This window comes from Perlucidibaca sp. (assembly GCF_057084925.1).
In genome coordinates this window covers 1-12,235 of sequence record NZ_JBXMRC010000017.1, presented here as the reverse complement: position 1 = coordinate 12,235, position 12,235 = coordinate 1, and the positions used below count along the sequence as shown (strand labels likewise).

General features: G+C 53.2%; 10 protein-coding genes. 3 read left to right on the top strand and 7 right to left on the bottom strand.

From position 1 onward, the window contains the following. Positions 1–6: 6 nt before the first annotated feature. Together AC14IB_RS05175 and AC14IB_RS05170 are read right to left on the bottom strand one after the other, a co-directional pair. A complete protein-coding gene (locus AC14IB_RS05175) occupies positions 7–684 on the bottom strand; it encodes an RluA family pseudouridine synthase (protein ID WP_484230882.1) in 678 nt (225 codons plus the stop codon). A gap of 15 nt (positions 685–699) precedes the next feature. Continuing rightward, positions 700–1,914 (bottom strand): MFS transporter, encoded by a 1,215-nt coding sequence (locus AC14IB_RS05170; RefSeq protein ID WP_484230881.1) that lies wholly within the window; start codon positions 1,912–1,914, stop codon positions 700–702. Between the two features lie 192 nt (positions 1,915–2,106). Between AC14IB_RS05170 and AC14IB_RS05165 the strand changes: the two genes are divergently transcribed. Both AC14IB_RS05165 and AC14IB_RS05160 read left to right on the top strand, forming a co-directional pair. Then, on the top strand, positions 2,107–3,420 hold the full coding sequence (locus AC14IB_RS05165; protein WP_484230880.1) for an alpha/beta fold hydrolase family protein: 1,314 nt from the start codon (positions 2,107–2,109) through the stop codon (positions 3,418–3,420). After that, positions 3,413–4,183: an MlaA family lipoprotein gene (locus AC14IB_RS05160; RefSeq protein WP_484230879.1), complete on the top strand. Its 771-nt coding sequence runs from the start codon at positions 3,413–3,415 to the stop codon at positions 4,181–4,183. The genes AC14IB_RS05165 and AC14IB_RS05160 overlap by 8 nt, the downstream gene beginning before the upstream one ends. Here the strand turns inward: AC14IB_RS05160 and cysG are convergent. After that, on the bottom strand, positions 4,149–5,552 hold the full coding sequence (cysG, locus tag AC14IB_RS05155) for a siroheme synthase CysG (protein WP_484230878.1): 1,404 nt from the start codon (positions 5,550–5,552) through the stop codon (positions 4,149–4,151). The genes AC14IB_RS05160 and cysG overlap by 35 nt on opposite strands. Positions 5,553–5,561: 9 nt before the next feature. Beyond that, positions 5,562–6,842 carry a serine--tRNA ligase gene (gene serS / locus AC14IB_RS05150; protein ID WP_484230877.1) on the bottom strand — a complete coding sequence of 427 codons (1,281 nt, stop codon included), beginning with the start codon at positions 6,840–6,842 and terminating at the stop codon, positions 5,562–5,564. Positions 6,843–7,023: 181 nt separating this feature from the next. On the opposite strand from serS, the gene AC14IB_RS05145 reads away from it, so the two are divergent. After that, positions 7,024–9,228 carry an OsmC domain/YcaO domain-containing protein gene (locus AC14IB_RS05145; protein WP_484230876.1) on the top strand — a complete coding sequence of 735 codons (2,205 nt, stop codon included), beginning with the start codon at positions 7,024–7,026 and terminating at the stop codon, positions 9,226–9,228. A 23-nt stretch (positions 9,229–9,251) separates the two neighbouring features. Here the strand turns inward: AC14IB_RS05145 and AC14IB_RS05140 are convergent, their stop codons facing one another. From AC14IB_RS05140 to AC14IB_RS05130, 3 genes are all read right to left on the bottom strand, one after another. Continuing rightward, entirely contained in the window at positions 9,252–10,565 is a 1,314-nt protein-coding gene (locus AC14IB_RS05140; protein ID WP_484230875.1) for a replication-associated recombination protein A, read from the bottom strand. A gap of 4 nt (positions 10,566–10,569) precedes the next feature. Then, entirely contained in the window at positions 10,570–11,202 is a 633-nt protein-coding gene (gene lolA, locus AC14IB_RS05135) for an outer membrane lipoprotein periplasmic chaperone LolA (RefSeq protein WP_484230874.1), read from the bottom strand. Between the two features lie 22 nt (positions 11,203–11,224). Then, a partial coding sequence (locus tag AC14IB_RS05130; protein WP_484230873.1) for a DNA translocase FtsK occupies positions 11,225–12,235 on the bottom strand: 1,011 nt, incomplete at its 5' end.

Below are 12,235 nucleotides of genomic sequence, written 5' to 3'. Positions count from 1 at the left end.
GTGTATTCAAGATAAAATGGATGAGAAATTTTCGGCCGACGAATAGCACATGCGCTGGCCAGTACTGGGGTGATCGAACGCCAATTCATTTGCATGTAAGCACAGTCGTGGGCTGGCTTGTTGCCAGTTTGCCGGGGCGTACAGGCTATCTCCCAGAATCGGATGGCCAATGGCCTGTAAATGCACACGCAACTGATGCGTTCGCCCTGTATAGGGTTCTAAGGCGACCAATGTCGTCGTCGAAAAACGCTGAATGACCTGCCACAGCGTTCGAGCCGGCTTACCTAACTGTGGGTCCACGACTTGGCGGGGTTTGATTTCCGGGGCATAGCGCATCGCTAATTCAATTTCACCCGCGTCGTCTTGCAGTATGCCTGCCACTAAAGCGGTATAGCGCTTATCTACGGTACGTGCTTGAAATTGCTTGCCTAAGTGACTAATGGCCTCTTTGTGCCGACCAAATACCATCACGCCAGAGGTGTCACGATCAAGGCGGTGGACAGCATGGATGCTGGGATCAAAGGCTTGCAGGCGGGTCAAGATACTGTCTTGCTTGTCTTCACCAACGCCTGGAACACTGTGTATGCCGGAGGGCTTGATTAAAACTACGCAGTCGCGATCAGCATAAAGCACATCGAGACCCGGGCAAGGGCAGGGCAGTGCTGGCGTGAAGATCTCTTTCATGCGGCGGATTGTACACTAAGCAAAAGAGGGGGCCGCACGAAAATGACGGCGTGCCAGTAAAATCGCCATAAACTGCAAGCCTGCGCTTACAAAGAACGTAGAACCTAAGCGCCAGTCATCTGCAGGCAACGTAGACACCATGCCAAGCAATGGCGTGCCGATTAAAGGTGCAATCACGGTCATTAAGCTAGCAATAGAATTTAACGCACCTTGAGTTAGGCCTTGCTCAGACTCATGTGCCGCTTTCGAGATAATGCCTTGTAGTGCTGGAGACGCCGTAAACGACAAAATATTGGCTGTAATTAACAGGTAAAGCATCCAGCTTTGATCGATCAGGCCATAGCCTATCGAGGCCAACATCGCAGAAGTCATCGCCATCATGGCCAATTTTTGTTCGCCAAAGCGCTGCAGTAATGAGCCCATAAACACGCCTTGAGCCAAAACCGCCATTAAGCCGACCAGGCACAGGGCCAAGCCGTTATCTGCTGGCTGCCATTGAAAACGAAAGCTCGTGTACAGCACCCACGTTGTTTGCAGGATCCATTGGGCCAGAAGTATTAAAGAGTAAACTACGATAAGTAAGCCAACCCCTTGTAATCCTTTAAGATGCTTCAGTGCGCCAAAGGGATTGGCTTGGCTTAGCTTAAGCGGACGACGGCGCTCAACCGACAACGACTCCGGCAGCACAAACCAACCATAGAGGCCATTTAGCAACGCCATGGCTGAGGCAATCCAAAAGGGCAGCCTGAGATCGTCACTGGCTAAAATACCGCCGAGCGCTGGACCCACAATAAAACCTAAGCCAAAAGCCGCACCAATGGCGCCAAAGCCTATGCTGCGCTCGGCTGGCGTCGTGATGTCGGCGACATAGGCATTAGCAACGGTAAAGCTGGCACTCGTAGCGCCGCTAAGAACGCGGGATAGCAGCAGTATGAGCAGCGAGTCTGTGGTGGCTGAAATGAGATACGCTGAGCCAAGACCGAAAATGGATAGCAACAACACGGGACGTCGACCAAAACGGTCACTCAGCGCACCGAGTAACGGCATGGCTAAGAACTGAGTGATGCCAAAAGTCACCATCAAGGCGCCGTACCAATACGACTGAAGGTCCGGAGAGCCAGCCAATTCGCCAACCAAGGACGGCAATACCGGTAGCATCAACCCAATACCCAGCATATCGACAAAAACGGTGATGAGAATAAACCGCAGGCTTGCACGTGAATGTCGCATTCTGATTCCTGGCCGTCATGTGGGCTTCATCTGATAGCGCATAGTAGCGAAAGTTAGACATTTTCGGCGCCATACTTATCTTCGTATAATTTATATTATGTTAAATTGAATTTATAAGTCAGCGCCCGCAGGGTTATCTGCGTTAGAGTGACTCTACTCATTCAATGACTTGAATCGACTCTCGGAAGCCCAATGCACGTTAAGCACTATCGACACCTCCTTTCCATACTGACACTTACTGTTTGTAGTTTCAGCCTCGTGGGCCACGCTAAAAGCATCGATGCCAATAGCTATAACTACCCACTAACAAATCCCTTCGAAGCCACCATTGCAACAACCCCAGCCGTATTGCAACCGGCAGACTTGCCGTCCAATCGCAACATTGATCAAGACGACTATGAGTTGAATCTCAGGCCGGAGCGTGAATTCACGTTGCCCGACAACTTTTGGGCCGTTAAAAAGCTGAAATATCGGATTGCGCGTCAACCTGGCCCAGCCCCACTGATTTTTCTCATCGCGGGCACTGGCTCAAACTACGCCAGCAGCACCATGGATTTCCTTAAGAAAGTCTTTTATCGCGATGGCTTTCACGTCGTGCAGCTGTCTTCGCCGACCAGTTACGACTTTATGGCTGGTGCCTCCCGCTACGCCACACCCGGCTACAGCCCGGAAGATGCTAGCGATCTGTATAACGTGATGAATGCCGTTAAAGCGCAGCAAAACCAGCTTAAAGTCACCGAATATCACTTACTGGGATATAGCTTAGGTGGTTTGAATGCGGCCTTTGTCAGTCGCCTGGATGAAGAAAAGAAAAGCTTTAACTTCAAGCGCGTGCTGATGATTAACCCGCCAGTCAATCTGGCAACCTCTGTGAGCAATCTGGATAAGCTGGTGCAGACAAATGTTAAGGGCGTAAATGACGATCAAACCTTCTTCGAGCTCATCTTCACTAAGTTAGCGACGTATTTCCGCGCTAAAGGCCATATTCAGCTCGATGCCGCCATGCTCTATGACTTCCAGCAGTCATCGCAAAGCCTTAGTAATGAAGAGCTGGCCATGTTAATTGGCACGACGTTCCGGTTTTCCGCGGCGGATATCGTGTTCACCACGGACCTGGTGAATCGGCGTGGCAGTATCGTTCCGCTCGATAGTGTTATTACTGAAACCAGCTCTTTAACACCCTACTTTCAGGCTTCCCTGCGTTGCAATTTCACCTGCTATATCAATCAACAGTTACTTCCCTTCTGGCGCCAACGTTTTGAAGGCCGTGATTTGGATCAACTGATTAATGATTCTAGTCTGTATGCACTGACTGACTACCTCCAGAGCAGCTCGAAAATTGGCGTGATGACCAACGCGGACGACCTCATTTTGGAGCGTGGCGACTTAACTTTTCTGCGTAAAACCTTTGCTCAACGGCTCACCGTGTATCCCCACGGGGGGCACTTAGGGAATCTGAATTTCCGAATCAACGTCGCTGATATGCTGGAGTTCTTCCATGAATAAGACGTTAATTCTGACACTCCTGCTGACATCTCTAACGGCAACTGTGCATGCTGAAGGTAATGACGATGAAGGCTTTAAGCAGCCGTTAGCCTCACTCAAATTCCTGCGCCAAGCAGAGGGCGCGGTCGTTTTTAATCAAGCGACTCTCGAGCTATTGGATGTTCAAGACCCTTGGGAGTCGGCTAATCGACGGCTGTATCACTTCAATCAACGGGTAGATGAGCGCGTTTTATTGCCCGTGGTGAATGGCTATCGCTTCTTTGTGCCAAGCTTAGTACGTCAGGGCGTGACGAACATCTTCAGCAATCTGAGTGATGTTAGCCACCTCACCAACAGTGTGCTGCAACTCAAAGGCAAGCGCTCTCTGAAGACGGGTGGACGACTGCTCATCAACACCACCGTAGGGCTTGCAGGCCTGTGGGACCCAGCAGCCAAACTCGGCATGCAACAAGAGATTGAAGACTTTGGTCAAACACTGGGATTTTATGGAGTAAATCAAGGCCCGTATCTGATTTTGCCCGTCCTTGGCCCGTCAAATGCGCGCGATGCCGGTGGCAGAGCGGTTGATTTCACCGTTAGTGAGAGTATTAACTTTCTGAATGTTCCTGAAACCAGTAACGAGCACCGTGAAATCAGCGCGTTAAAAATTGTCAACGAACGAGAAGTCACTGAGTTTCGCTATGGGCAAATGAACTCACCGTTTGAATACGAGAAGTTGCGTTATGTGTTTAGTCGCGCTCGTGAGTTACAGGTGCTGGACTGAACCAGTTGAGCTGATCGCGCAGCTGCACCACCTCACCCACAATTATAAGGGTGGGCGCTGGTAGCGGTTGGCCTGCTAGCTTTTCAACGATGTTTACTAACGTGCCGGTAATGACTTGCTGCTGGGGGGTGGTGCCTTTCGAGATCATCGCCACTGGCGTATTAGGCGCTAGGCCATGAGCCAGCAATTGCTCGCGAATAGGGCCAAGGCTGACCAAACCCATGTAGAGCACCAAGGTCTGATTCGGATGCACCAGCTCCGCCCACGGCAGATCCGGCGTGCCATCCTTGAGATGCCCGGTGACAAAACGTACCGACTGCGCATAGTTACGATGGGTGAGCGGGATGCCCGCGTATGCCGCACAACCACTAGCGGCGGTAATGCCAGGAACAACCTGAAAACTGATACCAGCCGCAGCCAGCTCTTCAATTTCTTCACCACCGCGTCCAAAAATAAACGGGTCGCCACCTTTAAGGCGGCAAACACGCTTTCCTTCCTGAGCCAGACGCACCAGCAAGGCATTAATGCCCTCCTGAGGTACGGCGTGCTCTGCCCTCGCCTTACCGACATAAATGCGGTCGGCATCACGACGGCACAGATCGAGAATAGGGGCCGATACGAGCCGGTCATACACAATGACATCGGCTTGTTGCATTAAGCGCAGGGCTTTAAACGTCAGCAGGTCCGGATCGCCTGGTCCGGCACCCACCAAATAGACCTCTCCGGCTTGTTGCTTCTGCGGTGCGGCAAACGCCTGCTGCAAATGGCTGCGTGCTTCGTCATCACGGCCACTGAACACCAGATCAGGCATGGGGCCTTCAAGCTGTGCCTCCCAGAAGGCACGACGCGAAGAGGTATCGGGAAATGTTTGTTTAGCGAGGGTGCGAAACTCACCGAGCAGCTGCGCTAAGCGGCCATAAGCGGCGGGAATCATCGACTCAATTTTGCCGCGAAGTATGCGTGCCAGCACCGGCGAAACACCATTACTGGAGATGCCAATAAGCAACGGTGAGCGATCCACAATAGCGGGGAAAATCACAGTGCAAAGCGCGGGCGAGTCCACCACATTGACCGGAATACGCCGCGCCTGACAGGCCTGAGACACCGCTGCATTCAAGGCTTCATCATCTGTAGCGGAGATCACCAAAGTCTGATCAGCAATATCATCGCTGGCATACGGGCGCAGATGTACCGCCCCACCCGCCGCTTCAACTTGTGCACGCAGTGCAGGTAACACCTCGGGTGCGACTAAGGTGACTATGCCTCCGGCGCGAAGTAGGAGCGACACCTTGCGCAGGGCAATGTCTCCGCCACCAACTACCAGACAGGGCTGACCCTTGAGACGAAAGCCCAGCGGCAACGTATCCATGATGCGTCCTTACGCCGTTGGCGTGAGTAGGGTTTGACCACCGAGATAGCCTTGCAGCACCGTTGGAATGCGAACAGAACCATCAGCTTGCTGATAGTTTTCGAGAATGGCCACCAATGTGCGGCCTACTGCCAGACCTGAGCCATTCAGCGTATGTAACAGTTCTGGCTTTCCCGTTTCCGGGTTGCGATAGCGTGCTTGCAAACGGCGCGCTTGGAAGCTGCCCATGTTCGAGCAAGAGGAGATTTCGCGATACTTGCCCTGCCCTGGCAACCAGACTTCCAGATCGTAGGTTTTGCAGGCGGAAAAACCCATGTCTCCGCCACACAGCAACATGGCGCGATATGGCAGCTCTAGTTTTTGCAAGATGACTTCGGCATGGCCGGTTAAGGCTTCCAGTGCCGCATCCGAATCCTCCGGGCGTACAAACTGTACAAGCTCAACTTTTTCGAATTGGTGCTGACGAATCATGCCGCGCGTGTCACGACCATACGAGCCAGCTTCGCTACGGAAACACGGTGTGTGTGCCGTGTAGCGCTTGGGCAGCTCGTCAGCGGCCAGAATTTCGTCACGATGTAAGTTAGTGACCGGCACTTCAGCGGTTGGAATTAAATACAGCTCACGCTCGCCCGGCACTTTAAACAAATCTTCAGCAAACTTCGGTAACTGCCCTGTGCCTTGCAGGCTCTCGGTGTTTACCAGATAAGGAACATAGAGCTCTTCGTAGCCATGCTGCTGAGTATGGATATCCAGCATGAACTGGGTCAACGCACGATGCAGTCGAGCCAGCGGCCCTTTTAATACGGTGAAGCGTGAGCCACTGAGTTTGGTTGCGCGCTCAAAGTCCATGCCCAGCTTTTCGCCCAGCGCCACGTGGTCTTGAGCTGCAAACGCCAGTTCCGGCACTTTGCCCCAGCGACGCACTTCCACGTTATCGTCTTCGCCCTTACCTTCTGGCACGGTGTCATGGGGTAAATTCGGTACGCTTAGTGCTAATGCTTGCCATTCCGACTGAACGGCTGCTAACGCTTGTTCAGCGGCTACCAGATCGGCATTTACTTGCGCCATTTCGGCCGCCAGTGCATCCGTATTTTCCCCGGCACGCTTGGCCTGCCCAAAACGCTTAGAACCAGCGTTGCGCTCAGCTTGCAGGCGCTCGGCCTCCATTTGCAGGCTACGTCGCTTTTGCTCTAACGATCGCCACACATCGAAGTCCAAAGTGACATGACGCTTGGCGAGTGCAGCGGCTACGGTATCGAGGTCTTGGCGCAGCAGTTTCGGGTCCAGCATGGATCGAAGTCCTTAAGTCAGTCTTGCAGTCATAGGCTTCAATGATACCTGCAAGCGTGGATAGAGTCAGGCAGGCTTCGCGTGCTAATCACGCATCTCGTGCTGAAAATCCCAATACTTAGCCCGAAAAAGGTCAGATAATAGCGGCCTTCTTTATGGCCTAGTGACTGGGTAACTCCGCATGGAAATCAACGTAAATTTTCTCGACAACCTGCGGCTAGAGGCCAAGTTTGATGACTTTACGGTAATCGCTGACCAGCCTATTCGCTACAAGGGCGATGGCTCCGCCCCAGGGCCTTTTGACTACTTCCTGGCTTCATCGGCTTTATGCGCCGCCTACTTTGTAAAGCTGTACTGCCAGACGCGCGACATTCCTACTCAGAATATTCGACTGTCTCAGAACAACATTGTTGATCCGGAAAACCGCTACAACCAAATCTTTAAAATCCAAGTGGAGCTGCCGGCAGATTTATCTGAAAAAGATCGCCAAGGCATTCTGCGCTCCATTGAGCGCTGTACGGTTAAAAAAGTGGTTCAAGCTGGCCCCGAATTCGTCATTGAGGTTGTGGATAGCCTGGACTCCGATGCGCAAGCCTTGCTTATGCCCAATGCAGAGTTACAAACAGCCACCTATATCGTCGGCAAAGATCTGCCCCTGGAACAAACCATTGCCAATATGTCCGGCCTACTGGCGGACTTGGGCATGAAAATTGAGATCGCCTCTTGGCGCAATATTGTGCCCCATGTGTGGTCATTGCATATTCGCGATGCCCACTCTCCTCTGTGTTTCACCAATGGCAAAGGGGCAACAAAAGAGAGTGCGTTAGCTTCGGCCTTAGGCGAATTTATTGAGCGGCTAAACTGCAATTTCTTCTACAACGATCAATTCTGGGGAGAAGATATCGCTCAGGCCGACTTTGTTCACTACCCTGAAGAGCGCTGGTTTAAGCCCGGAGCAGATGGCGCGCTACCGGCTGAGATTCTGGATGAATATTGCCTCGCCATTTACAACCCAGACGACGAACTCTTGGGCACACATCTTTACGACACTAACTCTGGCAACACCGCTCGGGGCATTTGCTCGCTACCGTTTGTGCGCCAGTCTGATGGTGAAGTGATTTATTTTCCCTCTAATCTCATTGAAAACCTCTATTTAAGCAATGGTATGAGTGCCGGTAACACGCTGGCAGAGGCTCAAGTGCAGTGTTTGTCAGAGATTTTCGAGCGCGCCGTTAAACGCGAAATTCTGGAAGGCGAATTCACCCTTCCCGATGTTCCTCAAGAGGTCTTGGCCAAGTTCCCGGGAATTCTTGCGGGCATTCAAGGTCTGGAAGCTCAGGGCTATCCCGTGTTAGTGAAAGACGCCTCGCTGGGCGGTGAGTTCCCGGTCATGTGTGTCTGCCTCATGAACCCTCGAACAGGCGGCGTATTTGCCTCTTTTGGTGCTCACCCACGATTTGAGGTGGCACTCGAGCGCAGCCTTACCGAGCTGCTGCAGGGCCGTAGCTTTGAAGGCTTGAACGACTTACCACAACCTACCTTTAGCAGTGAGGCTGTCACCGAGCCGAACAACTTTGTTGAGCACTTTATTGACTCCAGTGGCCTCGTGTCTTGGCGTTTCTTCAGTTCGCGTGCCGATTTCAAGTTTGTTGAGTGGGATTTTTCAGCTCAAGGCCAGAATGCTTCGGCAACGGAAGCGGCTACCCTCTTTGGCATTCTGAAAAAGATGGGCAAAGAAGCTTATATGGCCGTCTATGAGCACATTGGCGCAAAAGCCTGCCGAATTCTGGTCCCTGGCTATTCAGAGATTTATCCGGTGGAGGATTTGGTGTGGGACAACACCAACAAAGCCCTGCGCTTCCGTGAAGACATTCTGAATGTGCATCGCTTAGAGGATGACGCGCTGACCCTACTCCTTGAGCGCTTAGAAGAAAGCGAGCAGGACGACTACACTGAAATTAGTACGCTCATCGGTATTGAGTTTGACGACAACACGGTGTGGGGCCAGCTCTCCATTCTGGAACTAAAGCTGCTGATTCATCTCGCCTTACAGCAGCACGAAGAGGCCAAGGAGCTGGTGGAAAACTACCTGCAATTCAATAACAACACGGTCGATCGAGGCTTATTTTATCAGGCCGTTAACGCCGTGCTTGAAGTACATCTCGCGAAAGACATGAAGTTAACGGATTTCGAGCCGAACTTCCGCCGAATGTTTGGCGAGGAACGTATGGATGCGGCAATTGGTTCCGTCGATGGCGTTGTGCGTTTCTTCGGCCTAACCCCCACCAGCATGAAGCTCGAGGGCCTGGATCGGCACCTACGACTCATAGAGAGCTATAAGAAACTGCATCAGGCTAGAGCGCAGGCAGCGAAGCGGACTGCGTAAGTGCTCTTTGCAGGACGGGGGCGCTAGCTCCCCTTCCCTTTAGTGCTTTTAGCCGCTTCATCGAGCTGGCGCAGAAAGCCCAGCTTATCCGCGATTTTAATCTCCAAGCCTCGGGGCACGGGCTGATACCAATGAGGTGGTGTCATACCTTCCGGCAGATAGGTCTCGCCCGCGGCATAAGCATGTGGCTCATCATGCGCGTAACGATACGCATGGCCATGCCCGAGTTCCTTCATGAGTTGGGTTGGGGCATTGCGCAGATGAACAGGCACTTCCCGACTGCTATCTTGTTGCACATACGCGCGAGCGCGGTTGTAAGCGTTGTAGCCAGCATTGCTCTTGGCTGCCACAGCGAGATAAATCACGGCTTGCCCCAGCGCTAACTCCCCTTCAGGCTTGCCTAAGCGCTCATAGGTTTGGGCGGCATCATTGGCAATTTGCATGGCGCGGGGGTCGGCCAGACCAATATCTTCCCACGCCATACGAATGATGCGTCGTGCCAAGTAGTAGGGGTCAGCACCACCGTCGAGCATACGGCTCAGCCAATACAGCGCGGCATCCGGATCGGAGCCACGTACCGATTTATGTAAGGCCGATATCTGGTCGTAGAAGTCATCACCACCTTTGTCGAAGCGACGCAGCGAGCCTTGTAGTACCTCGCTTAAGCTGGCTTCGTCTAATTGGCCTCCAGAGGCTTCGGCCAGATCGGCTGCAATTTCCAACAGATTTAGCGCGCGACGGGCATCACCGTCAGCAGCATGTGCCAAGGCCTGAAGCTCAATATCGGTAAAACGCAGCGAACGCTCCCCCAAACCGCGAGCATCCTGACAGGCTTGCTTCAGAAGTTTCAGCAACTCCTCCAGTGACAGCGAGCGAAGTACATAGACGCGGGCTCGCGACAGCAACGCTTTATTCAACTCAAACGAAGGATTTTCGGTGGTCGCACCGATAAAGATCAGCGTGCCATCTTCCACAAAGGGCAAAAAGGCATCTTGCTGGGATTTATTGAAGCGATGCACTTCATCGACAAATAGCACCGTACGTTGGCCGCTTTGACGATAGAACTGAGCCTCTTCAATGGCTGCACGAATCTCTTTTACGCCAGATAACACGGCAGAAACGGCAATAAAACGGGCATCGCAAGCACTACTCATCAAGCGCGCCAGGGTGGTTTTCCCCACCCCAGGTGGCCCCCAGAGAATCATGGAGTGCAGATGGCCGCTTTCTAAGGCCTCGCGCAATGGACAGCCCGGCGCTAAGACATGCGTCTGCCCAACATACTCAGCCAGACTTTGTGGCCGCAAACGTGCGGCCAGCGGTTGATAGGCTGAGCTCATGGCCTTATTCACGAATAATGTCTGTGCCAGCCGGCGGGGTGAACTTAAACGCGGAGGCAGGAATCGCAGTGTTGCGCTTGACCCGGAAAAACTCGATCTGGGTTTGTTGGCCTAGGCTATCGCGCAGAGTCATCATTAAAGGATCATTGCCTTTAAATTGCAGGCTGAGGTTAGCAAAGAGGGTATCTTTGGCCTTGGGCGTAAGCGTGTAAATCACACTCCCACCATTTTTCTTTGCGCGAATGATGAACTGTTTTTGCAGTGCCGCCGCATTGCCCGTAAACAGCAGTGCAGGCGTTTGACTCAGCTCTTGGCTTACCGGCCGAATGGTCATTTGCTGCAAATCGGGGTCAAAAATTTTCAGCTCACGGCCATCGGAAACCAAAATTTGCGAGTAAGGCCGGCGCACTTCCCAACGGAAAAAGCCCGGCTTCTGGGCTTGGATATGGCCCAGAACGACGCTCTCCGGCTTGCCTTGTGTGGCCTGTGTTGTCTGCGTGAAATCAGCATCTAAACTGCGGATAGCCTTTAACTTAGCTGCGAGGTCAGTGCCTGCATCTGCGAGTGCTGGCACAGGTGTCAGCCACAATCCCAAGCCGAATGTCAGTGCCGATAAAATCTTGCGTTGCATATACATGTCGTGATCTCTAGTTAACGCGTTATTCGCGTCGGGGTACCACGACTTCACGCTGGCCGTTGGTCTGCATGGCAGACACCACGCCGGCATTCTCCATCGCTTCCACCAGGCGCGCCGCCCGGTTGTAGCCGATCTTGAACTTGCGCTGCACAAAGGAAATCGACGGTCGTCGCGTTTCCAGCACAAAAGCCACCGCTTCGTCGTAGAGCGCATCCTGCTCGGGATCGCCGCCAACATCATCGAAACCACCAAAACCACCCTTACCGCCGCCGCCATCCGTGACTTCCAGGCTGCCTTCGAGAATCTCGTCGATGTAGTCAGGCTCGCCACGAGCGCGCCAATCACCACAAACGCGGTGGACCTCATCGTCGCTGACAAAGGCACCATGAACTCGCTCCGTCAGGCTGGTGCCCGGCGGCAGGAAGAGCATGTCACCATGGCCCAGCAGCATTTCCGCACCGCCCTGATCGAGGATGGTGCGCGAGTCAATGCGCGACGACACCTGGAAAGCGATACGCGTGGGCACATTGGCCTTGATCAGGCCAGTGATGACATCCACCGACGGGCGCTGCGTGGCCAAAATCAAATGGATACCGGCCGCACGCGCCTTCTGCGCAATACGGGCAATCAGCTCTTCAACCTTCTTGCCCACAATCATGATCATATCGGCAAATTCGTCGATGATAACCACCACAAACGGCAGCTTGCCCAGTTCTGATGCTTCTTCCTCGAAGACATTCTCGCCCGGCTTCCACAGCGGATCCTTGATCGGCTCGCCGGCCGCGATAGCATCGGCCACCTTCTTGTTGTAGCCGTCGAGGTTGCGCACGCCGAGCTTGGACATCAGCTTGTAGCGGCGCTCCATCTCGGCCACACACCAGCGCAGCGCATTGGCGGCATCCTTCATGTCGGTCACGACCGGCGTCAGCAGATGAGGAATCTTGTCGTAAACCGACAGCTCCAGCATCTTCGGGTCGATCATGATCAGGCGCAGCTCGGCCGGCGTGGCCTTGAACAGCATGGACAGGATCAT

Excerpts from the sequence above, each read along its gene's own strand:
- cysG (WP_484230878.1), bottom strand. The coding sequence starts at position 5,552 with ATGGATACGTTGCCGCTGGGCTTTCGTCTCAAGGGTCAGCCCTGTCTG.
- serS (WP_484230877.1), bottom strand. The coding sequence starts at position 6,842 with ATGCTGGACCCGAAACTGCTGCGCCAAGACCTCGATACCGTAGCCGCT.
- AC14IB_RS05175 (WP_484230882.1), bottom strand. The coding sequence starts at position 684 with ATGAAAGAGATCTTCACGCCAGCACTGCCCTGCCCTTGCCCGGGTCTC.
- AC14IB_RS05170 (WP_484230881.1), bottom strand. The coding sequence starts at position 1,914 with ATGCGACATTCACGTGCAAGCCTGCGGTTTATTCTCATCACCGTTTTT.
- AC14IB_RS05145 (WP_484230876.1), top strand. The coding sequence starts at position 7,024 with ATGGAAATCAACGTAAATTTTCTCGACAACCTGCGGCTAGAGGCCAAG.
- AC14IB_RS05165 (WP_484230880.1), top strand. The coding sequence starts at position 2,107 with ATGCACGTTAAGCACTATCGACACCTCCTTTCCATACTGACACTTACT.
- AC14IB_RS05160 (WP_484230879.1), top strand. The coding sequence starts at position 3,413 with ATGAATAAGACGTTAATTCTGACACTCCTGCTGACATCTCTAACGGCA.
- AC14IB_RS05140 (WP_484230875.1), bottom strand. The coding sequence starts at position 10,565 with ATGAGCTCAGCCTATCAACCGCTGGCCGCACGTTTGCGGCCACAAAGT.
- lolA (WP_484230874.1), bottom strand. The coding sequence starts at position 11,202 with ATGTATATGCAACGCAAGATTTTATCGGCACTGACATTCGGCTTGGGA.